Source organism: Deinococcus yavapaiensis KR-236 (assembly GCF_003217515.1).
GTDB classification, from domain to species: Bacteria; Deinococcota; Deinococci; order Deinococcales; family Deinococcaceae; genus Deinococcus_A; species Deinococcus_A yavapaiensis.
This window is the reverse complement of the sequence record NZ_QJSX01000001.1, coordinates 30865-55326: the sequence shown is the minus strand read 5'-3', so window position 1 is coordinate 55326 and position 24462 is coordinate 30865. Positions and strand designations below refer to the sequence as shown.

Annotated in this window: 20 protein-coding genes and 1 riboswitch; of the genes, 11 read left to right on the top strand and 9 right to left on the bottom strand. The window is 65.9% G+C overall.

Annotated elements, in window-relative coordinates:
- Positions 1–49 precede the first annotated feature (49 nt).
- A riboswitch (SAM riboswitch) is annotated at positions 50–177 on the bottom strand.
- A gap of 178 nt (positions 178–355) precedes the next feature.
- On the bottom strand, positions 356–868 hold the full coding sequence (locus DES52_RS00295) for a hypothetical protein (RefSeq protein ID WP_110884776.1): 513 nt from the start codon (positions 866–868) through the stop codon (positions 356–358).
- Between the two features lie 74 nt (positions 869–942).
- Between DES52_RS00295 and DES52_RS00290 the strand changes: the two genes are divergently transcribed.
- Positions 943–1773 carry an undecaprenyl-diphosphate phosphatase gene (locus DES52_RS00290; protein WP_110884775.1) on the top strand — a complete coding sequence of 277 codons (831 nt, stop codon included), beginning with the start codon at positions 943–945 and terminating at the stop codon, positions 1771–1773.
- A 9-nt stretch (positions 1774–1782) separates the two neighbouring features.
- Entirely contained in the window at positions 1783–2775 is a 993-nt protein-coding gene (locus tag DES52_RS00285) for a heme-dependent oxidative N-demethylase subunit alpha family protein (protein WP_110884774.1), read from the top strand.
- Between the two features lie 46 nt (positions 2776–2821).
- Here the strand turns inward: DES52_RS00285 and DES52_RS00280 are convergent, their stop codons facing one another.
- Positions 2822–3025, bottom strand: a complete 204-nt coding sequence (locus DES52_RS00280; RefSeq protein WP_245900529.1) for a hypothetical protein — start codon at positions 3023–3025, stop codon at positions 2822–2824.
- 197 nt (positions 3026–3222) lie between these two features.
- On the opposite strand from DES52_RS00280, the gene DES52_RS00275 reads away from it, so the two are divergent.
- Positions 3223–4326, top strand: a complete 1104-nt coding sequence (locus DES52_RS00275; protein WP_110885149.1) for a universal stress protein — start codon at positions 3223–3225, stop codon at positions 4324–4326.
- Between the two features lie 428 nt (positions 4327–4754).
- Here DES52_RS00275 and DES52_RS00270 read toward each other — a convergent pair whose 3' ends face one another.
- The 3 genes from DES52_RS00270 to DES52_RS00260 are packed head-to-tail and all read right to left on the bottom strand — an operon-like array spanning position 4755 to position 6957.
- Entirely contained in the window at positions 4755–5429 is a 675-nt protein-coding gene (locus DES52_RS00270; RefSeq protein WP_110884773.1) for a DUF3108 domain-containing protein, read from the bottom strand.
- Positions 5390–5800: a nuclear transport factor 2 family protein gene (locus DES52_RS00265; protein WP_245900527.1), complete on the bottom strand. Its 411-nt coding sequence runs from the start codon at positions 5798–5800 to the stop codon at positions 5390–5392. Before DES52_RS00265 ends, DES52_RS00270 begins: the two co-directional genes overlap by 40 nt.
- Entirely contained in the window at positions 5797–6957 is a 1161-nt protein-coding gene (locus DES52_RS00260) for a phosphopentomutase (RefSeq protein ID WP_110884772.1), read from the bottom strand. Before DES52_RS00260 ends, DES52_RS00265 begins: the two co-directional genes overlap by 4 nt.
- Positions 6958–7025: 68 nt before the next feature.
- On the opposite strand from DES52_RS00260, the gene lptB reads away from it, so the two are divergent.
- Positions 7026–7790, top strand: coding sequence for an LPS export ABC transporter ATP-binding protein (gene lptB, locus DES52_RS00255; RefSeq protein ID WP_110884771.1), 765 nt, complete (start codon positions 7026–7028; stop codon positions 7788–7790).
- A gap of 14 nt (positions 7791–7804) precedes the next feature.
- Positions 7805–9700, top strand: coding sequence for a DUF3084 domain-containing protein (locus DES52_RS00250; RefSeq protein WP_110884770.1), 1896 nt, complete (start codon positions 7805–7807; stop codon positions 9698–9700).
- 64 nt (positions 9701–9764) lie between these two features.
- On the opposite strand, the gene DES52_RS00245 is transcribed toward DES52_RS00250, so the two are convergent.
- Positions 9765–12281 carry a BamA/OMP85 family outer membrane protein gene (locus tag DES52_RS00245; protein ID WP_110884769.1) on the bottom strand — a complete coding sequence of 839 codons (2517 nt, stop codon included), beginning with the start codon at positions 12279–12281 and terminating at the stop codon, positions 9765–9767.
- 158 nt (positions 12282–12439) lie between these two features.
- On the opposite strand from DES52_RS00245, the gene DES52_RS00240 reads away from it, so the two are divergent.
- The 5 genes from DES52_RS00240 to DES52_RS00220 all read left to right on the top strand — a co-directional run bounded on the left by DES52_RS00240 (position 12440) and on the right by DES52_RS00220 (position 17346).
- The gene (locus DES52_RS00240) at positions 12440–13069 is read left to right on the top strand and encodes a YggS family pyridoxal phosphate-dependent enzyme (protein WP_110884768.1); all 630 of its coding nucleotides are present in this window, start codon (positions 12440–12442) and stop codon (positions 13067–13069) included.
- A gap of 37 nt (positions 13070–13106) precedes the next feature.
- Complete coding sequence (locus DES52_RS00235; protein WP_110884767.1) at positions 13107–13928, top strand: DivIVA domain-containing protein; 822 nt, start codon at positions 13107–13109, stop codon at positions 13926–13928.
- Positions 13929–14081: 153 nt separating this feature from the next.
- Complete coding sequence (locus DES52_RS00230) at positions 14082–14834, top strand: ABC transporter ATP-binding protein (RefSeq protein WP_110884766.1); 753 nt, start codon at positions 14082–14084, stop codon at positions 14832–14834.
- A complete protein-coding gene (locus DES52_RS00225) occupies positions 14831–16078 on the top strand; it encodes an ABC transporter permease (RefSeq protein ID WP_110884765.1) in 1248 nt (415 codons plus the stop codon). The genes DES52_RS00230 and DES52_RS00225 overlap by 4 nt, the downstream gene beginning before the upstream one ends.
- 137 nt (positions 16079–16215) lie before the next feature.
- Positions 16216–17346, top strand: a complete 1131-nt coding sequence (locus tag DES52_RS00220; RefSeq protein WP_110884764.1) for a MalY/PatB family protein — start codon at positions 16216–16218, stop codon at positions 17344–17346.
- Positions 17347–17349: 3 nt separating this feature from the next.
- On the opposite strand, the gene cysK is transcribed toward DES52_RS00220, so the two are convergent.
- The gene (gene cysK, locus DES52_RS00215; RefSeq protein WP_110884763.1) at positions 17350–18312 is read right to left on the bottom strand and encodes a cysteine synthase A; all 963 of its coding nucleotides are present in this window, start codon (positions 18310–18312) and stop codon (positions 17350–17352) included.
- 96 nt (positions 18313–18408) lie between these two features.
- Here cysK and DES52_RS00210 point away from each other — a divergent pair, with 96 nt between their 5' ends.
- The gene (locus DES52_RS00210) at positions 18409–19266 is read left to right on the top strand and encodes a metallophosphoesterase family protein (protein WP_110884762.1); all 858 of its coding nucleotides are present in this window, start codon (positions 18409–18411) and stop codon (positions 19264–19266) included.
- A 61-nt stretch (positions 19267–19327) separates the two neighbouring features.
- On the opposite strand, the gene DES52_RS22460 is transcribed toward DES52_RS00210, so the two are convergent.
- Together DES52_RS22460 and DES52_RS00190 are read right to left on the bottom strand one after the other, a co-directional pair.
- Positions 19328–21067 (bottom strand): fasciclin domain-containing protein, encoded by a 1740-nt coding sequence (locus DES52_RS22460; RefSeq protein WP_146237153.1) that lies wholly within the window; start codon positions 21065–21067, stop codon positions 19328–19330.
- 219 nt (positions 21068–21286) lie between these two features.
- The gene (locus DES52_RS00190; RefSeq protein ID WP_110884761.1) at positions 21287–24397 is read right to left on the bottom strand and encodes a DNA translocase FtsK; all 3111 of its coding nucleotides are present in this window, start codon (positions 24395–24397) and stop codon (positions 21287–21289) included.
- Between the last annotated feature and the right edge of the window lie 65 nt (positions 24398–24462).

The following is a 24462-nucleotide window of genomic DNA, read 5'->3' as shown; positions in this document are numbered from 1 at the left end:
AAAGCGCGCGGGCCGCCGGGCTCGTGCGCCATGGGACGCGAATCGACTGGCTCCATCGTTCTCGCGCGCCTCCATGCCATCGTCGGCGACCGCGCGAGTTGGAAAGCACCGTGCCGCGATGAGGGTCGGTTGCCGCGCCGTCGCCGGGCCAAGTCCCTCGGGCGCTCGAGATGAAACCGCGCGAATCGAAACGAAACGCGTCGCGCGATACGCGTCATTGTGTCAGAGTGACGCCAAGTCTTCAACGACGTCCGTGACACTTCTCCTAGGCAACACCTCTACGAGCCTAGAAGATCACGCCCCGCCGGTCGTGACCTTCGAGGCTCGGCGCTTCAAAGAACGCGTCGCGCGGTCGTCACGGCGTGGTCGAAGGCTCCACGAGAGTTCGAAGCTCTTGAATGGCGGCCTTTTCCGCGTCGCTCACCTGCACGCCGCCCAAGCCCAGAAAGCCGCCTTCCTTCGCCGCGCCCGCGACGCGCTCGGCGACGCGAAGAAGCAGGGTCTTGTACGCTTGGACGTCCTCGGGCGTCGCCTTCGTCGACACGGCCCACAACGCTTGACGCACCCCTTCGAAGGCTTGGGTTTTCGTCTCGTCGAGGTTGCGCGCACGCTCGGCCGTCTCGGTCGCCTGAAGCTGCTTCAGCTCGTCACTCGTCGTGTGCTGATACGCCTCGGCCATCGCGGCGAGCAACGGCGTCGTCGGATGCGACGCGATCATCTCCTGAATGACGTCGGAGATGGCCCCCGTCTCGGCGAGCAGGCCGGTGAGGCCGCTGGGACTCGCCGCGATCACGGCGAGCCCCGCGCGACCCGGGCCGTTCATGACGCGAAACCACTCTTGCGGGCTGAAGCTGTCCTTGACGTTCATGTCACGAGCTTAGCGCACGCGTGGAACAATCCGTATTTCGCCTCACTTTTATCTTTTCCGGTAGTCTGATCCCCATGCCGGATTGGATTCAAGCCATCATCCTCGGGATCGTCGAAGGCGTCACCGAGTTCCTCCCGATCTCGTCCACGGGTCACCTCATCGTCGCGTCGGACTTGTTGCGCTTTCAAGAGCCCGCCGGAACGCAAGGAACCTTCGAGGTCGTCATTCAAGGCGGCGCGATCCTCGCCGTCCTCGTCTACTACTTGCGCGACCTGCTCGGCCAAGCCCGCTCGATTCGCAGCGACAAGAACGTTCAGCGCCTTTGGCTGACGGTGATCGCGGCGTCCGTGCCCGCCGTCGTGATCGGCTTCGCCTTCGGAGACCGCATCAAGGAAACGCTCTTTCGGCCCGATGTCGTCGCCACCGCCCTGATCGTCGGCGGCGTTTTGATGTACCTCATCGAACTGCGGCCGCGCACCGCCACGACGACGCGGTTGGAGGGCGTGAACCCCGTGCAGGGCTTTTGGATCGGCCTCATCCAGTGTCTCGCGATTCTCTGGCCGGGTTTCTCGCGCTCGGCGAGCTCGATTCTGGGCGGCATGTTCTTGGGGCTCGACCGACCCACCGCCACGAAGTTCAGCTTCTACCTCTCCATCCCCACCCTGGGAGGCGCCACCCTCTACGACTTGTTGAAAAACGCCCACAAACTCGGTCAGGCGGGTCTCGCGAACGTCTTGATCGGATCGGCGGTCTCGTTCGTGACGGCGTACCTCGTGATCGGTTGGCTGCTGCGCTTCGTCGCCACGAACGACTTCAAGGGCTTCGCGATTTACCGCGTGCTCGCGGGCCTCGTGATCCTCGCCCTCATCTACTTCGGCGTGATTCAAAACACGCTGCGGACCTAAACTGACGTCATGACGCGCGCCGACACACTTCTCGACCGCGAGCCTCTTCGCTACTATCCGTTCGAGACAGGCCGTTACGACGTCTCGGCGGGTTTGACGCGTCTCGGCGAGCAACGCGTGCACGGACGCATCGAGTCGCACGTGTTCGCGTTCGACGCGACGTACGAGCGCTTCCTGACCGCCAAGATCGAGGCGCGGCCCAAGCTGCACTTCTTCTACCAGCAGGCGGCGTTGTCGCCGATGTTGCGGCGAGCGGTGCTCGCGGCGATGCTGCCTCGCCTCGCCGAGGACGCGCGCGAGTTCGTTTCCTGGAACGGCGAGACGCTTCGCAACGATCTCCTCGGTTGGTCGGCGACGCTGAACCTCGACGAGGGCAGCATCGGCGCCCTCACCCGCTTTCCCGCCCGCTTCTCGGCGTCGGTGGCGAACGTCGAACCGCTCGACGCGCTCGACTTCCTCGCCTTGAACGTTTCCGAGGATTTCAGCATCGTCGCGCGCTCGAACGACACCGGAGAGGACTGGCTGGCGGCCCTTCATGTTTGCGCGCCGCAGCATTGGGATCCGCGCGAGAAGATCGGCCGTTCGTTCGGTCCCGTTCACGCGCCCGTGGGTGGAAGCGCGGCCCTCATCGCGACGGCGCCGCGCCTCGTGCACGCCTTGACGCACAAGGGGCCGTTCGCGCGCTTCGCGTGGGGTCTCGCGACGTCAGACCGCTTGGAGCACCACCCGGCGACTCGCGACCACGAAGACCGCTCCGAGCGCCCATTCGATCCCGAGTCGACCTTCGTGCGCGTCGAGCGCCAGACGCTCACGCCTTTTCCGGACGAGCGAGGCGCCTTCTTCACGATTCGCCCTTACCTGTATGCGCTGCGCGAAGTCGCCGCCGACGCCGATCGTCGCGCTCGACTCGCCGCCGCCTTGCGCTCCATGACCGCCGAGCACCTCGCGTACAAGGGCATGACGAGTTGGCGTGACGAGGTTGCCGCGTGGCTGGAGACGTGAAGAAAGGGCGGAACGACTTCATGGTCGTTCCGCCCTTGGCAGTCCGTCAGCTGTCGAGCAACTCCGGGTAGTTGATTTGCATTTCGTTCCACGTCAAGAGGCGCATCGAGCCGCTTTCCTCGTCGACGAGCCAGTACCGAGGCACGCTGTCCTTGTAGATGACGGTGCCGTCGCAGGCGACGAGAGCGCGGGCGCACTTCTTGAGGTGATCTTGGCATTCCGTGCCACTGAGGATAAGTTCCTTGATCACACCACTCCTTGAGGTCCGCGGCCACGCTGCGAACGCGAAAGTGCAGGCGCGGCGCTTTCCTAACGCCTTTTCATGGTAGCGCGGGCAGTGCCCGACTCCATGAGATACGTCTAAGTTTGTCGCATCTCCTCACGACTTTTCAAGCTCGTTTCGTGTGACGCTCCTCATTCGTCGGTGCAAGCGCTACAATGTCCGTCATGCCAGATTCTCTGGAAGCGCGCTCCCCGACCGAGAACGCGCCCGCCGCCGAGCCCGCGCGCCGCGGCCATCACAAAATCTTCGTCGGGATGGCCGCCGGAGTCGGCAAGACCTACCGCGCCCTCGGCGAAATCCGAGAGCTCTTCTCGCTCGGCAAGAACGCCGTCGTGGGCATCTTGGAAACGCACGGACGCGCCGAAACGCAAGAGGCGGCGCGCGGGCTGCCAGTCTTTCCCCGGCGCGAACTCGAGTACAAGGGAACCCGACTCACCGAACTCGATCTCGACGGTCTGCTGAAGCTGCATCCCGACGTCGTCATGGTCGACGACCTCGCGCACGCCAACGCGCCCGACAGTCGCAACGCCCGCCGCTACGAGGACGTACGCGAACTTCTCGACGCGGGTATCGACGTCATTTCCACCGTCAACATCCAACACCTCGAGAGCCTCAACGACCTCGTCGCCAAGATCACGGGCGTACGGGTCAAGGAGAGATTGCCCGATCAAATCGTGGCGGACGCCGACGAGGTCATCCTCGTGGATGTCACGCCGCAACTGCTGCGCGAACGCATCCGCGCCGGGAAGATCTACTCGCCCGACAAGGTCGACCAGGCGCTCAAGAACTTCTTCACCGACGAGAACCTCACGGCGCTTCGTGAACTCGCGTTGCGGCAAGTGGCCGACGCCGTGCAAGGCGAGGATGCCGACCAGGCTCAACTCGTGCGCGAGCGCATTCTCGTCGCGATCAGCGCCGAACCCGAGTCGGGCCGCCTCATCCGCCGAGGCGGTCGCATCGCCTCACGCTTCAACGGCGACCTTCACATCGTGTACGTCGAAACGGGCAAGCTCGGCCGCGACGAAAGCAAACTTCTGGAGGCTTTCAAGGCGTCGACCGAGGATCTCGGCGGCACCTTCCACACCCTCAAGAACCGAGGGGGCGTCGGCCGGACCCTCGTGCAGTTCGTGCGCGAACATCACGTCACGCAAGTCGTGCTGGGCGAATCGAGCCGCTCGCGTTTTCAAGAGCTTTTGCGAGGCTCCGTCATCCACACGGTCCTGCGAGAAACCTCCGGCGTGGACGTGTACGTACTGACGCGGGAGTGACGCCGAAGGGCGACGCCCCCTCGCGCTTCACATGAAGGCGAACCGCACCCGCACGAAGGACATTCCCGGTTGGCCGAGACGGTGGTTCAAACGCGGCCCTTCTTGCCCGGCAGTCACGCCGAGCCGGGCGAAGGCCTCTAAGGCGGCCTGGCACTCAAACCGCCCGAAGGAACACGGACGTCGGCGACTTTCTGGGCGTAGGAAAGCATTAACGGACCGACTGCTCCCGCGTAGCACCGAACGCTATGAAGCGCGACTTGCTCGTCACGTCCCTTGAAGGGCGCTCGAGATTCTTCTCGGTAGCCGAACACGAACTCGAAACGCACCATATAGGGATAGGCCTGGCCGAAAACTAGCCTTTCGGGCCGCGTTCACCTCGACTTGAGCGTGGCCCGATTTCTCCCGTCGCCTCCGACCGCCTCCTTGAGTCAGCGCCGTCGCCTGCGGCTGGGCTCGCCGCGCTTTTCCTGGCGCGGCTCGGGCGTTCGGCGAGGTCGGTCTTCTCGCAACGTGGCGTCGATCGGACCGAAATCGGTGGGCTGCACGAGCCTGAGCAGACGGCGTTCCGGCGCGTCCTCGACGTGAACGAGGGCCCCGCCCGGGCGAATCTCGTAGACGACGGCGGCGACGCCGTTCACCGTGTCGTTCGCGAGGCGCCGCACGATGGCGCGGCCGCCGACCATTCGGACTTCCGCTCGGTCCTCGTCTTGCAAGGACCGCAGCCACCACAGCAACGAGATGGGGTCGTGCAGGTCGGTCACGAGCGGCGCGCTCGCCTCGTCGCGTCCTTGTCGCACAGTGAGCAGCGCCGTCTTGTCGTCCGGCAGGGACTCGAAGGTCGCGCGCTTTCCGTCTCCCTCCGCGTAACCGAGGGAGACGAGTCGCTGAGGATGCATCTTCGACGTCTGCACGCGCCGTAAATCCGGCAGGACCCCCCCGAAGTCCGTCGTGACGCGCGCGACGAGCAGACCGCGGTCGAGGGCCACGTGCCACGCCATCTCCCCGGCGGGACGACCGCCGAGGGTGAGGACGAGGGTGAACGTCTCGGGGCGCACGTCGCGCGTCAATTCGCGGGGCTCTTGTGGACGTGCACGACTCGCCATTCGCCCTCCCTTCGCTCGAGCACGCGCGTTTCGTTCGTACTCTTGTGGACGATGCCCGCCTCGCCCGCGACGCTCAAGACGAGCGTGTACGTCACGACGACGACGCTTCCGCTCGCCAGCACTTGCACGTGCGGCTCCAAGATCGACACGTGATGCGCGCGTCCGTTCGTCGTCGCCCAACTGTTTTCGATCATGAATCGGTGGAAGTCGAGGCCAAGTTGACGGTGCGGCGTCACGAAGTGCTCGTACAAGCTCAAGTCCGGCGCGGTCGTCGCTTCGTACGTTTCCCAATCGCTCGCGAAGATCGCCTCCAAGTGGCGCCGGAGAAACGCCAGGACCTCCGCGTCCGTGACGACGATCGGCGCGTTCACCGCAAGGCCTCCGCGAAGCTCTCGCCGGGTCCCGTCCAAGCAACTCCGTGCCGCTGAGCGATCGTCGCACCGAGATCCGCGAACGTCGCCCGCTCCCCGAGGAAGCGCGGCGTGAGATTCGGCGCGTACGCGAGCAGCAAACCGTACTCGCGCGTGTGGTCCGTGCCTCTCCACGTCGGGTCGTTGCCGTGGTCGGACACCAAGATCAGCACGTCGTCACGCTCCAAGGCGCTCATGAGGTCGGGCAGGGCGGCGTCGAATTCGTTGAGGCACGCCGCGTACCCCTCCACGTCGCGTCGATGGCCGTACTTCGCGTCGAAGTCCACGAGGTTCGTCATCAGCAAGCCGTCGAACGGCTCACGCATGAGACGCAACGTTTCGCGGATGCCCTCGGCGTTCGAGCCCGTGTGCACCTCCACGGTGAGGCCGCTGTGATCGTAGATGTCGCCGATCTTGCCAACGCCGATCACGTCACGCCCCGCGTCGGCGAGGGCGTTCAAGACGGTGCGCGGCGGGGTGAGGCTGAAGTCCTTGCGAAGTTCGTTGGCGCGCTCGAACGGATGCGAACCGCGAAAGGGCCGCGCGATGACGCGCGCGACGGCGAACTCGCCTTGCAGAATTTCACGCGCCGCCGCGCACCATTGGTAAAGCTGCTCGATCGGGACGACGTCGAGGTGCGCCGCGATCTGGAAGACCGAGTCGGCGGACGTGTACACGATAGGATCGCCCGTCTCCAGGTGCGCTTCTCCGAAGTCACAAATCACGTCGGTGCCGCTGTACGGCTTGTTGCACAGGTAGCCGCGACCGGTCGCGGCCGTGAAGCGGTCCATCACTTCCTTTGGAAAGCCGTCGTGGAACGTTTGGAAGGGATGTCGAAGCTGCACGCCCATGAACTCCCAGTGCCCGGTCGACGTGTCCTTGCCGGGCGACACCTCGCGCAGGCGACCCCACGCCCCGATCACCTCGGTTTGCTCGTCGCTCGCGGTGAGGTGCACGCTGGGAACGCGCCCGAGACCCAAGCGCGCGAGGGCGGGCAGCTGAAGGTTCGTGCGCTCGACGATGTGGTTGATGGTGTGCGCGCCCGCGTCGGTGAAACGCGCGGCATCGGGCAGTTCGCCCACCCCGACGGAGTCGAGGACGACGACGATGGTCTTCATGGCGTCAGTGTAGCTTCCCGTGGCCTTGCAGGCGCCTCATGAACGCTCGTGCTAGACTCGCCGCAGTCATGACGGCCACCGAAACGGTTACCCGCACCTTCGTTCAAACACCGACGCTGAGCGCGCAAGGCTTGTTCAAGACCTACGGTCGGCGTTCCGTCGTGAAAGGCGTGGATCTCGAGATTTCGCGCGGGGAGATCGTGGCTTTGTTCGGTCCCAACGGCGCGGGCAAGACCACGACGTTTTACATGATGGTGGGCTTCGTGCGGCCCAACGCGGGCCGCATCACGCTGGGCGGTCAGGACGTCACGAAACTGCCCATGCATCGCCGCGCCCGCCTCGGGTTGGGCTACCTTCCGCAAGAGCCGAGCGCCTTTCGGCGCATGACCGCGCGCGACAACCTCCTGGCGATCTTGGAGTACCAAAAGCTCGCGAAGGCCGAGCAGGAGCGCCGCGCGGACGAACTCCTCGACGAGTTCGGCTTGACGCGAGTGGCGAACAACCTCGCCTTGTCGCTGTCGGGCGGCGAGCGTCGCCGCCTGGAAATCGCGCGGGCGCTCACGACCGACCCCGACTTCATCTTGCTCGACGAGCCTTTCACCGGCGTCGATCCGAAGAGCGTGCGTGAAATTCAGCGGCTCATCCGCGATCTGCGCGAGCGTCGCGGTCTCGGCGTGTTCATCACGGACCACAACGTCCGCGAGACGATGGCGCTGACCGACCGCGTGTACCTCATGTACGACGGCGAGGTGACCTTCAGCGGCACCCCGGACAGCTTCGGACGCAACGCGGACGTGAGGGCGCGCTACCTCGGCGACGACTTCGAACTTTAAAGCGGGGCGCGGCCGTGTTCCTGCTGTTCCTCGGCTTCGTCGTCGTCTTGTCGGGATTCGTCGCTTACGCCGCCGACAACATCGCCCGAAAAGTCGGTCGCAAGCACGTTCGGCTGTTCGGACTTCGGCCGAAGACGAGCGCCTTGATCGTGGCAGTCGTGAGCGGCATGGGCATTTCGTTCGCGTCGGTCCTCGCGTTCGGCCTGCTCAATCGACAGGCCCTTCGCAACATCGAGCAGGCCGACCGCTTGCGCGCCGAGTTGAAGGTGCTGCGCGGCGAACTCGATCCGCTGCGGCGCACCGTCGACGAGACGCGCCGAGCCTTGACGGTCGTGCGCGGCGAACGTGACGAAGCCGAGCGGCAATCACGCGAACTCGAACGCCAACGGCTCGCGGCGGTCGCCGAACGCGACCGCGTCGCCGCGCAGGCGGCCAGCTTGCGCTTGAGCGTGGACACGCTCACGAAACGCCGCGCCGAACTCGAAGCGCAAGCGGCAAGAAGCGCCAAGAGCTTGCGAAGCGCGAACGAACGCCTTCAGCACGCCACGGGAGACCTCGAAACGGCCAAGGCGGACCTCGCTCGTCTCGAAGAGGCGCGCGCCAGTTTGGAATTGGCCGCCGAGCAGGCGTCGGCGCGCGTTTCCAAGGCGCAGCGGCAAGCCTCGGACGCTCGGGCTCTCGCGACGCGCGAGCAGGCTCGCGCGTCCGAGGCGAGCGCGACCGCCGAGCTCGCCCAAGCCGACGCCGCGACGGCGAAGGACGAAGTCGAGTCGGTGCGGGTCGAGGTGAGTGTCGTGCGTGAGCAGGCCCGCTTGGCTCAAGCGCAATTGAAGTCGGCGCGCGCGCAGTTGCGAGGGGCCGAGGCGCGCGTTCGCGCGGCGCGCGAGCAGGTGGCCGTCGCCAATCGTCAAGCCGAGGACGCACGCCGTCAAGCCACGCTCGCGCGGCAGCAATCGACCGAGGCGCAGCGCCAAGCCGCGCTCGCGCGTCAACAAGCGTCGGACGCGCGCCAGCAAGTCCGAACCATCACCTCGCAAGCTCAGGCAGCTCGACTCGACGCCGAGAACGTGGCCAAGGCGGCGTCCGAGGCGGCCAAGCGCGCGGCGATCCTCGGCGAGCAGACGCAAACGCTCCTCGTCGAAGGCCAGCGCTTGACGCGCGAGCGCGACCGCCTGCGCGCCGAGCGTGACGCCGCCTTGCAAGAAGCGCGCGCTCAGCAGCAAGTTCGTAATCGCCTTCTGAGCGACAACGAGTCGTTGCGCCTCGATTTGCAAAGCGCGCAGGTGCAGCAGCAGCGATTGCAGGACGACGTGCGCCGCGCGCAGACGGAACTGTCGGACCGTGCGCGGGGTGACCTCGCTTACTCGAAAAACGACCTCGTCGACGCTTACGTCGTGGCGTCGGTCCTGAACTTGCCCGAGGCGGTCGCGTCCGCGCAAGCCAAGGCGTCCTCACGAGGCGCGCGAGGCGCGCCGCCCGCCTTCTTGCCCAGAGACGTGCAGTCGCAGTTGCAAGCGAGATTGCGCGGTCTCAACACGTCCGCGCTCGTCGTGTTTCGCGCGGCGACGAACGTCGTTCCCGGCTACCCCGTGGAACTCGCGGTCGAAGCGTACCCCAACCGTTTGCTGTACCGCCGCGCCGCGCCGATCGTCACGACGACCATCGACATGAGCGTCGGTTACGCCCGTGCGCGCCAGCAACTTCTCGACGCCGTCACGGACGCGGTCGTGACGCTGGAGCGCAGCGGCGTTCCCTTCGAGAACATTCGCGGCGGCGGTCTGAGCGACACGGAAACGTTCGAGTTCTTGTCGAACCTCGGCGGGCGAATCGGCGTCAAGGTGGCGATCGCAGCGCGCGGCGACGTGCGCCCCGGCGCGGACGTCGACCTCTACCCGCTGGTGGTGCCGTGACCTGAGACACTTCGACGAAACGAACGGAGGAGGCGCGACGTCGCGCCTCCTCCATTCGTTTCGCTTAGAAGAAGTTGCCGAGGCGGAAGCTGAACTTGCCGCGCGGATTGGCGGGGCTGAAGCCGTAGTCGAAGCGCAGCGCGGGCAGCAAGGTCGAGCCGATGCCGAGGTTGAGCTGCACGCCGACGCCGTACCCGACGTTCAAGCCGAAATCCGAGGCGTTGTTCCAGGCGTCGCCGACGTCGGCGAACACGACGCCGTACAAGCCTTGCGCGAAGCCCGCGTTGAGGTTGAAGTTGTAGCGGTACTCGGCGCTTGCCGAGATGAAGTTCTTGCCGGCGAAGGTGCCCGCGTCGTAACCGCGCAGCGTGAGCGCCTCGTTGGTGTTCGAGCCACCGAGGATGAATTGCTGCGACGCCGGAGAGGACCCGATGATGGTGCCGCCGTTGACGCGCAGCGCGACCGCTTGCTGCTGGGTGCCGTCCGGAAGGGTGTTGCCGAGCCCGAAGTAGGTGCGGGCGCCGCCCGTAAGTTGCGTGAAGCTCAGGCCCGTGGTGCCTTGCGAGCCGAAGCCGTACCCGGCGCTGCTGTTGGCCCGCACGCCCGACGTGGGAAACTCGGGTGAGTTGGCGTTGTCGTAGTTGGCGCTCACGCCGAAGAAGGTCGTGAGGCCCGGCTCGGGCACGAGGGCGCTCGCCTGCTCGTTGGTGTAGTCGCTCGTTTCGCCCGTCGCGAGCGGCTCGAGGCGGTTGGTGGTGTACTGCGTCGAGACGTTGAAGCCCACGGCGAGCTCCGGCGTGATGCTGCGCCCGATCGAGATGCCTCCGCCCGTCGCGCGTTGCGTGTACTCGCGCCCCGTGCGTTGCTGCGCGGCAGGTTTGCTGGGGTCGTTGATCGGATTGTTCGCCGTGACGGTCGTGGCGAGATTCACCGTGAGGGAGGTGCGGTTGCGGCGGAAGTCGAGGAAGTCGAAGTCCAACCACGGAATGGTGAACTGCGCGTTCGCCGACAGCACTTCACCGACGGGATTCGGCGCGGCGCTGACGCCGACCGCGTATCCGTAGCCGAGGCCGAACAAGTTGTTGCCCGACAGCGCGAGCTCGCCCGAGAAGCCGTTGATGGTGTCGTACGACAACGAGGGGGTGAACACGCCGGTCTGCTGCTCTTGCAACGCCAGCGTGAAGATGAGGTTCTCGGGGTTGAGGGGGTCGACGCGGCTCGTGACTTGCGGCGGCTTCACGAGGCCCGTGCGAATGAGACGCTCGATGCCACGCCGGAAATCGTTCGCGTTGAACACCGTGCCGACGTCGGGCAGTTCGCGCAAGATCACGCGGTCTTGGGTGTTGCGGGTGCCTTGAAAGCTCAACTCGTACCCGCCGATGCGCACTTCGCGAATCGCGAACGTCAAGACGCCGTCTTGATACGAGATGGGGTCGCGGGTGCTAATTTCGAAGCCGCGCGAGTTGTACAACCGCTGGATGTTGCGGTAGTCGAGCTGCGCGATTTCTTGATTGAACGTGTCGCCAACGCGCACGGACAGCACGCGCGCGATGTCGTCGACGGGCACGGCCGTCGCGCCCGCGATGCGAATTTCGCGCACGGGGCCGCTTTGCTGATCGCTCACGACGAACGCGACGTTGGCGAGGAAGGGATTTTGCGCGTCGCCGCGCACTTGGATCGTCACGGGTTTGCCGACGGCGTTGGACAAGCTGCGAATGTCGGCGGCGAGGACGTTTTGGTTGAGCAAGCCGCCTTGGCGCGTCGTAAGGGTGACGCCCGCGACGTTTCCGAGCGCGCTCGTGTCGACGCTCGCGACTTGCACTTCGCGTAGCGCGATCTTCAGCACGCCGTTTTCGAGGGTGACTTGCGAAGCGTCGGGCCCACTGCCCGCGAAGCCTCGGTCGGAGTAAGCGCGGGCGACGGCCAAGAGGCCTTGCTGATACGCCTGCGGATTGAAGGTTCCGCCTTGCACGAGGGGACGGAAGGCTTCCTGCACGACGTCGTTCGGCAACTGGGTGTTGCCCGTCACTTCGACGCGTGAAACGGGGGCTTTCTCGTCGATGATGTAGTTGACGGTGACGCCCGCGTCGCTCGGTCGAACTTCGGCGGACACTCCCGGCGAGAACGGAAAGCCGTTGTCTCGGTACGCTTGACGCAGCAGGTCTTTGCTTTCCTCGATGCGGGCCGTGTTGAGGGTCGCGCCCGAGGCGATGTTGAGTCGCTGCTCCAAAAAGGCGGTGATCTGCTCGATGGGAATGAAGCTCGCGCCGGTGATCGAGACGCTCGAGATGGAGGCGTTCGGCACCACCGTGATTCTCAGGACCTGCCGTCCGTTCTCCGTGCGAAGTTCTGCGGTCGCCGAACGGAAGAACCCGGAGTTGACGGTTTCGAGTTCCACGGCCCGCAAGTTCACGCTCGACAACGGTACGCCGGGCTGAACGCTCAGCGACACGCGCAGAAAGTTGGCGAGCAGGTCGTTCGCACCGACGACGACGATGTCGTCGAGTGTCGCTTGCTGAGCTTGGGCGAGGGGCGCGCTCACGAGCGCGGCGGTCAAGCCGATTGTAATGAAATTCCGCATGAGTCTCCTAGCTTGTAACGATGTTGAATAAAGCTCTGAGAAGCGTGAACGGTCCTTGACGTCGAATCAACGTTCGGCTTGTTAGCGACGCCGACGTTCGTCAGAATACGTGACGTGACACGACGCAACGTTCCCGCCGCTCTCCAGGTGAAGGTTCCGTGAGCCTTCCTGAAGTTCTGAGCCGCATTCGAGAAGCCGAGCTTGTCGCCGAGCGTCCCTCCGAAAGCGTGCGTCTCGTCGCCGTGACGAAAGGTCGCACGCCCGACGAGATTCGCGCGCACGTCCTCGCCCACGGTGAGTTCGCCCTCGCCGAGAACCGCGGGCAAGAGCTCAGAGACAAGCGGGTCGAGTTGCCGAACGTCGAGTGGCACTTCATCGGCACGTTGCAGACGAACAAGCTGAAGTACCTGCGCGGCGTCACCCTCATCCACACGTTGACGCGCGCCGATCACGCCGCCGAACTCGCGCGCCTCGCCGAGTCTTGGGGAAGCGCGCCCGACGTCCTGCTTCAACTACACAACGGTGAGCCTCAAAAGCACGGCGTTCAGCTTTCCGAGGCGTCTTCGTTGTACCATCAGGTGTCTCTCATGGGCTTGCGAGTGCGCGGTGTGATGATCATGGCTCCGGAAGGAGACCCGGAAGGCGCCGACCGCACGTTCGCCGACGCCGAGCGCCTCGCGGGCGACCTCGGCTTGAGCGAGCTCAGCATGGGCATGAGCGACGATTTCCCCCTCGCGATTCGGCACGGCGCGACGCTCGTGCGCGTCGGCCGCGCTCTCTTCTCGTGAGCTTCGCCGTTTCCCCGCTCACATCAAGGATGACATCATGAAACTGACGCCGCTCGACATCCGACACCAAGAGTTCGCCACGGCCATCACGGGCTACAACCGCAAAGCCGTGCGAGCCTTCCTCGCCGACGTCGCCTCGCAGATGGAGGACTTGCTGCGCGAGAACCTCGCGCAGCAAGAGCGCGTGCTGGACCTCGAGCGGCGCGTCGAAGCGTACCGAACGGGCGAGGAGGAGCTCAAGCGCACCCTCGTGTCCGCCGAGCGCATCTCGGCCGAGATGCGCTCGTCCGCCCAACGGGAAACGGAATTGCTGCTGCGCGAAGCGGAAGCCGAACGCGACCGAGTCCTCGGCGAGGTGCGCGTGCGCTCGGCGGAACTCGAAGCGCAACATGGCGCGCGCATCGTGGAACTCGAAAGCGCCTCGCGCGCCCGCGCCTCCGAACTCGAAAGCGGGTTCCACGCGCGGTCCACCGAACTCGAAAACCAGTACAACACGCGCTTCTCCGAGCTCGAAAGCAGCTACGCGGCCCGCTTCGCCATGCTGGAGCAGACGTACTCGGCGCGCGCCGCCGCCGTCGAACACGAGGCGATGGTTCGCCGCACGACCCTGGAGAACTCGCTCGCACGCCTCAAGGCCGAACGCGCGCAGTTCCTCGCGCAGTACCGCTCTCTGCTGGCGGGATTCGCGGAGCTCGCCCGTCAACACGAGGCCGACCTCGACGACGCCGCCGACCTCGCCGCCCTACGAACCAGCGCCATGCCGACCGTCGACGCCACGCCGCGCTCACCGCTTCGCGATCTGGTGACGGACGAGCCTCACGCGAACGAACTGCTGCCCGAGTTTTCCCACTCGATGTGAACCTTGGCCCGAGAGGTGGACGTTCGGCCAGAACGTCCACCTCTCGACTTGCAACGCCGCATGCGTTGCGCTCGTATACACCGAAGTCTACGCCGTTCGTCGCGCGTCCCGTCCTTCCATCCGGTGTAGAACTTCGTAGGAGGAAGAACGAACATGCTTACCATCACGAACCTTTCGAAGCGCTACGGAAGCTTCCAGGCGCTTCGAAACATCTCCTTCGCCGCGTCCGAAGGCGAGATCTTCGGCCTGCTCGGTCCCAACGGGGCGGGGAAGACGACGCTGCTCCGAATCCTCGCGACCCTGCTCGACGCCTCGGACGGCACCGCGACCATCGCGGGACGTGACATTCGCAAAGACCCGGAAGGCGTACGGCGCTCGATCGGCGTCGTGAACGGCGGGATGGGCTTGTACGACCGCCTCACGGGCCGCGAGATCTTGAGGTACTTCGCGGGCTTCTACGGCATGACCGACGCCCAAACGGACCGCCGCATCGACGAACTCGACGAGGTGCTCGGCCTTCGCGAAACGCTCGATCGACGCACGGGCGAGTTCAGCACCGGCATGAAGCAAAAGATCGTGATCGCCCGAGCCGTCATTCACGATCCCGCCGTGCTGATCCTCGACGAGGCGGCGTCGGGCTTGGACGTGCTCGCTCGGCGAGCCCTGCTCGACTTCGTGGCGGCTTACCGCGCTCCGGGCAAGCTCGTGCTGTACTCGACGCACGTCATGGCGGAAGTCGAGGAGGTGTGCGACCGCGTGGCGATCATCGATCATGGCGAGTTGCTCGTGGTGGACGCCGTGCAAGGCGTGCTCGCCCGAACGGGTGAACGCAGCTTGGAGCGCGCGTTCTTCGCGCTGCTGCACGAACGAGCCTCGAGCGCCCTTTCGGGAACGGTGAAGGCGTGAGACTCGCGTTCGTCTGGAAAGTGGCCTCGAAGGAGCTGCTGTCGACGTGGCGCGACCGCCGCACCCTCACCAGCGTCATCCTGCTGCCGCTCATCATGATTCCGCTTTTCACAATCGGCTTTCCGCTCCTCATCGGCCGAAGTCTCACGGGTCAGCAGGAGGCGCGGCAGAAAGTCGGCGTGGTCGGCACCTTGCCGAGCGAACTGCGAACCTTGCTGACGCGCGACGTGAAAGCGCCGGGCGGCGCGGTGACGCAAGCGGGCGTGACGCTCGTGCCCGTCACCGACCCCCTGCGCGCCGTTCGCGACGGGGACGTCGAGGCGGCGCTCGAAGTTCCCGCGAACCTCCCCGTCACCGCCGGAAGCGCGCCTCGCAAGGTCAAGGTATACAGCAACGCGAACAACCAGCGCGTGCAAGCCGGGGCCGCCAACAAGATTCGCGAGGCGGTGCGCGCCTTCAACGACTCGCTCGTCGCGCGCGGCCTCGCGGCGCGCGGCTTGAACGCCTCGTTCCTCGCGCCCGTCTCGACGACGGACGTGGACGCCAGCAATCCGTCCGAGAAGAGCGGCGGCGCCCTCGCGTTCATCATTCCGTTCTTTTTGCTGCAGTTCATCATGTCGGGCGCGATGCCGCCCGCGATCGACTCCACGGCGGGCGAGAAAGAGCGAGGCACGCTCGAAGTGCTGCTCGTGTCACCCGTGAGACGCCTCGAAGTCGTCGTCGGCAAATTGCTCGCCACGACGGTCTTCGCGGTCGTCACCGCGATCTTCGGCACGCTGGGCTTTTTGCTCGCGGGACCCGTCGGTCGGCTCGTCATTCCCCCGAGTCAACTCGAAGGAGCGCTCACGGCGAGCTTCGGCGGAACGCTCAGCGTGTCCGTCGGAGGGTTCCTGACGCTGCTCGCCATCGCCCTCACGAGCGCGCTGCTGCTCTCGGCCCTCTTGATCGCCATCTCCGTCTTCGCTCGTTCGTTCCGCGAAGCGCAGACCTACCTCACGCCCGTGATGCTGCTGCTCATCGTTCCGCTGATCGCCTTGCAGTTCTCGGACTTTCTCACCAAGAGCGCGGCCTTGTACGCCATTCCGATCTTCGGCGGCGCGCTCGCGATCCTCGACATCGTGCGCGGCACCTTGGAAGCCTCCCACGCCGTGTCCGCCATCGCCTCGAACCTCGCGTTCACGCTGATCTTCACGCTGTTCGCGCTTCGCAGCTTCCGCCGCGAACAAGTCATCTTCCGCACCTGAAGCCGCCGCGCCGAGAAGACCGACGACGAACAAGCTCTCCGTGAAGCGCACACCCGCGTGGAACGAGTGACCGCGACCCACGAGGGAGGAGCAACCCTCCTCCCCTCCGGGTCGCGCGTTCCTGTGTATCCTGTCGCATGCCTTTCTCCTTCGACGTCGAAGAATCGGTCGTTCGGCATCCCGCGTCCGCCAAGTGGTCGATGTTCGCCGAGGACGTGCTTCCGCTTTGGGTGGCGGACATGGACTTCCCGGTGGCACCGCCGATCGTGGAGGCCCTGCGGCGACGCCTCGACCTCGGGCTGGGCTACTCGCCGTTCGAGGGTGAGAAGACCCTCGTGGACGCGTTGACGGCGCGTCACGGCGTGGCCCGCGAAGGGTTGATGCTGCTGCCGGGCGTCGTGTCGGGCCTCTACGCGTCGGTGCGGACGTTTGCCTCCCCGGGCGAGGAGGTGATGTCGCACGTTCCGATCTACCCGCCGTTCATGTCGGCGATTCGAGACACCGACCGCGCGCCGATCCTCGTCCCGCTCGTCGAGGGAGCGAATCGCTACGAGATCGACTTCGACGCGATGCAAGCGAGCGTGACGCCCGCGACGCGCCTCTTGATGCTGTGCAATCCTCACAACCCCACGGGCCGCACGTGGACGCGCGAGGAACTGGAGCGGGTCGCCGAGTTCGCCCTGCGGCACCGCCTGTGGGTGGTGTCCGACGAACTTCACGCCGACCTCACGCTCGACGGCGGCTTCGTCGCGTTCGCGAGTCTCGCCGCCGAGGTGGCGGCGAGGACGGTGACGCTCACGGGACCGTGCAAGGCCTTCAACACGGCGGGCCTCGGCATCGGAGCGGCCGTCTCGTCGAACGCCGCGCTGATCGCGCGCATGAAGAAGGTCGCGGCGGGCACCGGACATCCGAGCGCCCTCGCGCAGACGATGTGGCACGCGGCGATCACCGAAGGGGAGCCTTGGCTGCGGGACGTGCTGAACGTCTTGCGCGCCCGACGCGACTTCCTCGCCGACCTCGTGCGCGCCCGCTTGCCCGAAGCGCGCTTTCTCGCGCCCCAGGCGACGTACCTCGCGTGGCTGGACTTGCGCGCCTTGAACTTGCCGACGACGGCCGGCGCGTTTCTTCTGGAGCGCGCCAAGGTCGCCCTCAACGACGGCCCGACTTTCGGGCCGAGCTACGAGGGCTTCGCTCGCCTCAACTTCGCGACGAGCGAGGCGGTACTCGCCGAGGCCATAGAGCGAATCGTTCGGGCGATTCGCTCCTAAGCTTCACGCCGGCGTCTCGATCTTCTCGCGGCTGTACGGCAAGTAGCCCGCCGGGGTGTCGTTTCCATCGGCGAACAACGCGGTGGAGAGGTAGCGGGCGCCCGTGTCGCACGCGATCGTCACGACTCGCTTGCCGGGCCCGAGACGGCGCGCGACTTCCAGCGCCGACCACACCATCGCGCCGCTCGACATGCCCATGAAGATGCCTTCCTCGCGCGCGAGGCGCCGCGCGAGGGGGAAGGCGTCTTCTTCCCACACGACGATGAGGTCGTCGATGACCGAGCGGTCGAGGTTGTCGGGCACGAATCCCGGCCCCATGCCTTGAAAGCCGTGCTCGCCGCGCTCTCCACCGGAGATGACGTTGCTGCGCGCGGGCTCCACGCACACGACCTTCATGTCGGGATTCATGCGCTTGAGGTACCGTCCCACGCCGCTGATCGTCCCGCCCGTGCCGCTTCCGAACACGAAGGCGTCCACGCGGCCCTCCATCTGCTGCCAAATCTCGGGGCCCGTCGTGCGCTCGTGGGCGGCGGGATTGGCGGGATTGCCGAATTGATTGAGCATCACCGCGCCCGTCTCCTCGGCGATTCGCTGCGCTTCCTCGATCGCGGCGGCCATGCGACGCGCGGGGTCCGTGAGAATCAGCTCGGCGCCGTACGCGCGCAACGTCCGCTTGCGCTCCTCGCTCATCTGCGCGGGCATCGTGAGGGTGAGCTTGTAACCGCGCGCCGCCGCGACTTGCGCGAGGCCGATGCCGGTGTTGCCGCTCGTCGGTTCGACGATGTGCCCTCCAGGCTTGAGCAGGCCGCGCTCTTCCGCGTCGGAGATGAGGCCGAGGGCCGTGCGGTCCTTGATGCTGCCGCCCGGATTGAGGCCTTCGTGCTTCACGAAGACGTCCGCCATGTCGGGCGTGACGACGCGTGAAAGTTGCACGAGGGGCGTGTGGCCGACGAAGGAATCGATCATGCCCGTATGCTACAGGGCGGCGCGGGACGCGTTCGGAAGGCGTACCGCGTTGTCACGTCGATACGCGGCCCTCGCGCGACGTACTAGAATTCCTGTGTGCGCCTCGCGATTCTCGCCGACATTCACGGCAACATGCCCGCGCTTCAGGCGGTGCTCGCCGACATGGCTCGGCTCGGCGTCGACCGCGTGATCGTGAACGGAGACGTCGTGAACCGCGGCCCGGACGGCGTGGAAGTCCTCGAAGCCCTCTTGGCGCTCGACGTCGAGTTCACCCTCGGCAACCACGACGATCTCATGCGCTTGTGGTGGAATCGCCGACCCGAAATTCCGCCAAGCTGGTTTCACGAGGCATTCTTCGATTCGTTCACGTGGTGCGCGTCACAACTGCACGCGGCGGGCCTCTTGGACGTCTTCGCCTCTTGGCCCATGACGGCGAGCGTTGCCATCGACGGGGCGCCGAGCGTCACGATCTCGCACGGAACCCCCGACCATTACCGTGAAGGCATCGGTCGGCGCATGACCGAAGGGCGACTTCGCGCCATCTTCGAGGCGACGGGCGCCGACGTCCTCGTCGGTTCTCACACGCATTTGCCTTTCGAGACGCGCGTGGACGGCAAGCTCGCCGTGAACACGGGCGCCGTCGGGGCGCCCTTCAATCGTGACGTCCGCGCCCAGTACCTGGTGCTGACCTTGACGAACGACGGATGGCAGCCCGAGGTTCGCTTCGTTTCGTACGACGTCTCGGTCATCCTGCGTCGTTATGAGACGAGCGGCTTGTTGCAGGGCGGCAACCTCAGCGCGCTTCTGTTTCGCGAGGAACTGCGCGTCGCGTACCCCATCTACGCGCGCTTTTGGGAGTGGACGGAACGCTCGGAACGCCCGCGCGATTGGACGTCGTGGCGTGAATTCGAACGCGACGTCCTTCCCACCTTCGAGCTGACGTCACTGGTCTGAACGACAAAAACCCCCTCGTCCGCGCGGACGAGGGGGGAGGGGGCCGAGAAGATCGCTTCGCTCAGTTGCCCGGGGGCATGAGAACGGTGTCGATCACGTGGATGACGCCGTTGCTCGCGGCGACGTCGGCTTGCGTGACGGTCGCGCCGCCGATCTTCACCATCGCGTTGTCGACGGCGACTGTGAGGGTCGGTCCGGCGACGGACGTGAGCACGGTCTGACTCGCGATGTCGGCGGCGGGCATCCGACCCGCGACGACGTGGAAAGTCAGGAGGCGGCGCAGTTGGTCAGGGTTGGCGAGAACCGCTTGCAGTTGCGCGGCCGGAATCTTCGCGAAGGCGTCGTTCGTCGGAGCGAACACGGTGAACTCGCCCGAGTTGAGCGTTTCGACGAGCCCCGCGGCTTGCACGGCGGCCAGCAACGTCGAGAAGCGCGGATCGGTCGCCACGATCTGGGCGATGGTGGGCGTGGTGGTCGCTTGCGCCGTGGTCGTCGTGGTCGCGGTCGTGGTCGTCGCCGTGGTAGTGCTGGACGTCGTCGTCGCGGCGGCGGCGGTCGTGGTCGTAGCGGCGGCGGCAGGCGCGGGAAGTTCCAGGCCGGGCGGCAGCAGCACGGTGTCGATGCGGTAGATGATGCCGTTGTCCGTCACGATCGGCTCGCCGACGATGTTCGCGTTGCCGACCATGTTGCCGCCCATGAGTTGGACCGGCTCACCGACGAGCGGCTCGTAGCTGGTGGTCGCCGCGAGGTCCCCTTGAGCGATCTGGTTGCCCGCGACGTGGTACGACAAGATTTGGAAGAGCACGTCGGGATTGTCGATGATCGCTTGCAATTGCGCGGCGGGAATCTTCGCGAACGCTTCGTTCGTCGGAGCGAACACCGTGTAGGTGCCTTCGGCGCCGAAGGCCTTCTCGAGGTTCGCCGCCTTGAGGGCCGCCGCGAAGGTCGAGAGGTCCGCCGTTTGCCCGACGACGCTCGTGACGTTGTTCGTGGACGCCGCCGTGGTGGTCGTCGTGGACGTCGCCGCGGTCGTGTCGGTGGTGCCGCCCGTCGTGCTTTGCGGCGCGTTCAAGGGTAGGGCTGGAATGGCCGTGACGCTGATGGCGGGCGCGAGCGAGGAATCGCTGGCGTTCGACGCTTGCCCTTGCGTGGTGTCTTGCCCTTGCGCGGTTTCCTGCGTGTTCGCCGTGGGAGGCTCGGGCGGCGGCGGCGTGGTCGCTTGCTCTTGCGTCACGTTCTCCACCGGCACTTCCGGCACGGCGAGCGTCACGTTCGGAGGCAGCAGCACCGTGTCGATGACGTGGACGATCACGTCGTTGCACGCCACGATGTTCGTTTGCGTGACGCGCGCGTCGTTCACGAAGACGTTGCCGTTCACCGTGGAAACCGCGAGCGTGAATCCCGCCAGCGTGCCCGCCGAGTCGATCGTCGAGACGTCACGTGCGTTGAGGCGGCTCGGGACGATGTGGAAGCGCAACACGTTGCCGAGGCTCGCCGTGTCCTTCGTGAGGGCCGCGAGCGCGTCGGCGGGGATTTTGGCGAAGGCGGCGTTCGTGGGCGCGAAGATCGTCACTCCACTGGCGTTTCGCAAGGTGTCGATGAGTCCCGCCGCTTGGGCGGCTCCCGCCAGCGTCGAGAAGTTCTGGTTCGACGCGAGGATGTTCACGACGTTTTGGCACGCGGCCGTCGTCGTGGCGGGACGCGTCGTGGGCTGCGCGCCGCCACCTCCACCCCCGAAAGCGGAGGCGACGGAACCAAGCGCGAGGGCTGACGTCAGTGCGAGAAGCACACGCTTATTCATTTCTCACTTCCTTTCGGCTCGAATCTTAACTCATGAGAGCAAGGCGTCCAAACACGCTTTCCCTCGAATTCATTTCCCTCGCCTTATGAGAACCTTCATGCAAGTCGACGTCGAGACGGGGAGTGGAATCACCGTAGTCGCGCGCCCGCGCCGACTCTGCAGCAATGGCTACGGAATCGCGTGCAGGCGCAAAAAATCGCTGTGTCGTCGAGCTCGCCGTCAGCGGCCGAAGTACTCGGGCAAGTCGTCGCGTGAGATGAGGACGTCGCGCGGCTTGCTTCCCTGGTGCTTGCTCACGATGCCCATCGCTTCGAGCATGTCCATGAGCTTGCCCGCGCGGGCGTGCCCGACGCTCAAGCGACGCTGCAGACGCGATACGCTGCCTTGCCCTTCCTCGATGCAGATCTCGGCCGCCTGCCGCAAGAACGGATCGCTGAAGTCCATGTCCTTCGTGCTGGTTGGCGAGACGTCGCTCGACACGAGGCCGTCGAAGTCGGCGCCGTACGCTTCACCGAAGGCGTCCTCGAAGACTTGGCGGCGCAAGAACTCGGTGATACGGACCGTCTCGTTCTCGGAGATGTAGGGACCTTGCAGACGTTGCGGCTTCACGAGGCCCGGTTGGTAGAACAGCATGTCGCCCATGCCCGTGAGACGCTCGGCGCCCACCGAATCGAGAATCGTACGGGAATCGTGGCTGCTCGAGACGGCGAAGGCGATTCGGGCGGGCACGTTCACCTTGATGAGCGACGTCAAGATGTCCACCGACGGACGTTGCGTGGCAAGCACGAGGTGCATGCCCGTCGCACGCGCCATTTGCGCGAGACGCATGATCGCGCTTTCGACTTCCTTCGGCGACGTGATCATGAGGTCGGCGAGCTCGTCGATGATGATGACGAGGTGCGGCAGTTCCGGCTCGCCGACGAGGCGCATCTTTGCGTTGAACTGCTCCAAGTTCTTCGCGCCGACGACGCTCATCATCTTGTAGCGACGCTCCATGTGGGCGACCGCTCCGAGCAGCACGCCCGCCGCGTCCGCCGGATTCGTGACGACGCCGCGCACGAGATGTGGAATGCCGTCGTACGGCGTGAGCTCCACCATCTTGGGGTCGACCATCAAAAAGCGCAGTTCGGTCGGCAGGTAACGAAAGAGCAAGCTCGTGATTAGGGTGTTGACGCACACCGACTTGCCCGAACCCGTCGAGCCCGCGATCAAGAGGTGCGGCATCTTCGCGAGGTCGCCGATCATCATCTCGCCGTCGATGCTCTTGCCGAGTACGATCGGAAGCTTGGCGCGCGTGTTCTTCCACGTCGACGTCGCCATGACAGTGTGGAAGGTGACGGGCTCGCGCTCGGCGTTCGGCACTTCGAGGCCGATGACGCTCTTGCCCGGCACGGGCGCTTCGACGCGCACGCCGCCCACGGCGAGCGCGCGCGCGAGATCGTTGGCGAGGCTGGCGATGCGGCTGATCTTCTCGCCCGGCGCGGGCTCGATTTCGTAGCGCGTCACGGTGGGGCCGCGCGCGAAGTCGACGACCTTGGCGCTGAGTCCGAAGTGCGCGAGCGTCTCGTTGATAAGCTCCGCGCGTCCGCGCGCCATCGCGTCGAGCGCGGCGAGGTTCGCCGCCGCTTTCGGCAACGGGTCGAGCAGGGCGACGTCCGGCCGTGACAGGTCGATCGCGCCGACGGTAGCGACGCCCGCGCCTTTGGCCGACTCCGTTTCCGGCGCGTCTTCCCAGGGAGGCGTGTCGCTCTTGGCGCTCGGCTTGAGGGGGGCGGGCGTGAGGACGACGCGTTGCCCCACCTCGACCGGTTCGAGCGCCTCTTCGCGCTCGTCGACGGTCTCGCCTTGCTCGTCCTCGACGAGTTCGGCCGTTTCTTCAGGTTCGGGCGGCGCCGCGACCACGTCGGGCGTCTTGGCCTTCGTCACGCCGAAGTCGAGGTTGATGAGAAGGTCGGTCGGTTCGGGCAGGGCCGAGACGCTCACGGGCGCCGCCGAGTCGAAGGCCGCGCGCGTCGCGATGGCCGCGTCGAGTTTCGCTCGCCACGCTTCACGCTCGCGCAGCGTCGTCTCCGGATCGCTCGCGAGAGCCGCCGCCATCTCGTTGCCGAGGTCGGCGGGCGCGGTGTCGAAGCGCGAAGCGAGTTCGGGCCAGCCGTCGTAAAAAGCGGCCTGCTCGGTCCACGCGGCGGCGCGCTTGGCGAACTCCGCCCACTCCTTGGCGCGCTCGACTTGCTTCGGCACTTCTCGTGCGAGAATCGCCGCGTCGACCGCTTCGAGCGCCTTCTTGGCGCGCGCACGGTCGCGCTCCAAGTTCGCGGCCTTCGTGGCGAGCCGCACGAGATCCACGGTGAGTCCTTTGCGGACGCGCTCGAGGGTGGCGCAAACGTGGGTGGCGGCGAGCTCGCCCGCCAAGACGTGACGTCCCTTGCGCACGTCGTGCGCGATTTCCTCGATGCTGACGGCGAGGTCGCTGCCTTCCGCTTCGATCGCCGCCGCGAGATCGCGGGCGCTGCGTGACGTGAAGTCGCGGGTGACTTCACGCCACAACTGAAGGTCCTCGCGGCGCGCTTCGAGCGCCTCCTCGTCGATCTTGTGCAAGTCGCGCAGAGCCGCTCGGGTGTCCTTGCGCCACGCCCGCAGCTCTTTCGAGTCGGGAAAGAGCGCGTCGAGCGCGGCGAGCTCGCGTTCGTGCGCCATCAATTCTCCGCGCAGGGCCGAGCGCAGCTTGACGCGTCCGCGCGATCCTTGCTGCGCCTCGACGAGGTCCCGCGAGAAGCCGACCGCGCCGAGCGTGCCGAGGCTGAGGGCCCGCACGAACGCCTTGACGATCGTGAACGGCGCGAGCGTGAAGAACACCTCCACGCCGAGCGTGAGAGCGAGGAGCGGCACGAGGCCCGCCACGTACCCGACGGCCGAGAACATCGGTCCGGTGAGGAGCGCGGCGAGTCGGCCTGCTTCACCGGGGGCGAACAAATCGTACAAGCACAGCGCCGACAGCGAGACGAGCACACCGCCGAGGATGCGGCGCGTGAGGTTGGCGAGATCGCGTCCGAGAAAGACGAGGGCTCCGTAACACAGTGGAGGGATCGGAAGCAGGTAGGCGCCCGGACCGGCCCATAACGTGAGGAAGTTCGAGGCGCTCGCCATGAAGCCTTCGCCCGTGGGAGGCAACGCGACCGTCACGCCGAGAAAGACGCCGAGGGCGACCAGCACGAGCCCGAACGCCTCGCCGTCGAAACGGCTGACGGGAATGGCGGGCCCTTTCTTCTTCTTGGCGGAAGGACTCGCGCGTTTTGTGGAAGGGGGACGTTTCGCGCTCCGCTGAGCCATGTGTGTAGTGTAGCTCAGCTTCGTCTCATTGCGGAAAAGCGAAAACGCCGACGGTGACGCATGAG

Bases quoted from the DNA above. Each gene is read 5' to 3' on its own strand.
- DES52_RS00270 (WP_110884773.1), bottom strand. From the start codon at position 5,429: ATGGCGAGTCGTGCACGTCCACAAGAGCCCCGCGAATTGACGCGCGAC.
- DES52_RS00235 (WP_110884767.1), top strand. From the start codon at position 13,107: ATGAAACTGACGCCGCTCGACATCCGACACCAAGAGTTCGCCACGGCC.
- DES52_RS00275 (WP_110885149.1), top strand. From the start codon at position 3,223: ATGCCAGATTCTCTGGAAGCGCGCTCCCCGACCGAGAACGCGCCCGCC.
- DES52_RS22460 (WP_146237153.1), bottom strand. From the start codon at position 21,067: ATGAATAAGCGTGTGCTTCTCGCACTGACGTCAGCCCTCGCGCTTGGT.
- DES52_RS00285 (WP_110884774.1), top strand. From the start codon at position 1,783: ATGACGCGCGCCGACACACTTCTCGACCGCGAGCCTCTTCGCTACTAT.
- DES52_RS00220 (WP_110884764.1), top strand. From the start codon at position 16,216: ATGCCTTTCTCCTTCGACGTCGAAGAATCGGTCGTTCGGCATCCCGCG.
- DES52_RS00190 (WP_110884761.1), bottom strand. From the start codon at position 24,397: ATGGCTCAGCGGAGCGCGAAACGTCCCCCTTCCACAAAACGCGCGAGT.
- lptB (WP_110884771.1), top strand. From the start codon at position 7,026: ATGACGGCCACCGAAACGGTTACCCGCACCTTCGTTCAAACACCGACG.
- DES52_RS00230 (WP_110884766.1), top strand. From the start codon at position 14,082: ATGCTTACCATCACGAACCTTTCGAAGCGCTACGGAAGCTTCCAGGCG.
- DES52_RS00260 (WP_110884772.1), bottom strand. From the start codon at position 6,957: ATGAAGACCATCGTCGTCGTCCTCGACTCCGTCGGGGTGGGCGAACTG.
- cysK (WP_110884763.1), bottom strand. From the start codon at position 18,312: ATGATCGATTCCTTCGTCGGCCACACGCCCCTCGTGCAACTTTCACGC.
- DES52_RS00290 (WP_110884775.1), top strand. From the start codon at position 943: ATGCCGGATTGGATTCAAGCCATCATCCTCGGGATCGTCGAAGGCGTC.
- DES52_RS00295 (WP_110884776.1), bottom strand. From the start codon at position 868: ATGAACGTCAAGGACAGCTTCAGCCCGCAAGAGTGGTTTCGCGTCATG.
- DES52_RS00245 (WP_110884769.1), bottom strand. From the start codon at position 12,281: ATGCGGAATTTCATTACAATCGGCTTGACCGCCGCGCTCGTGAGCGCG.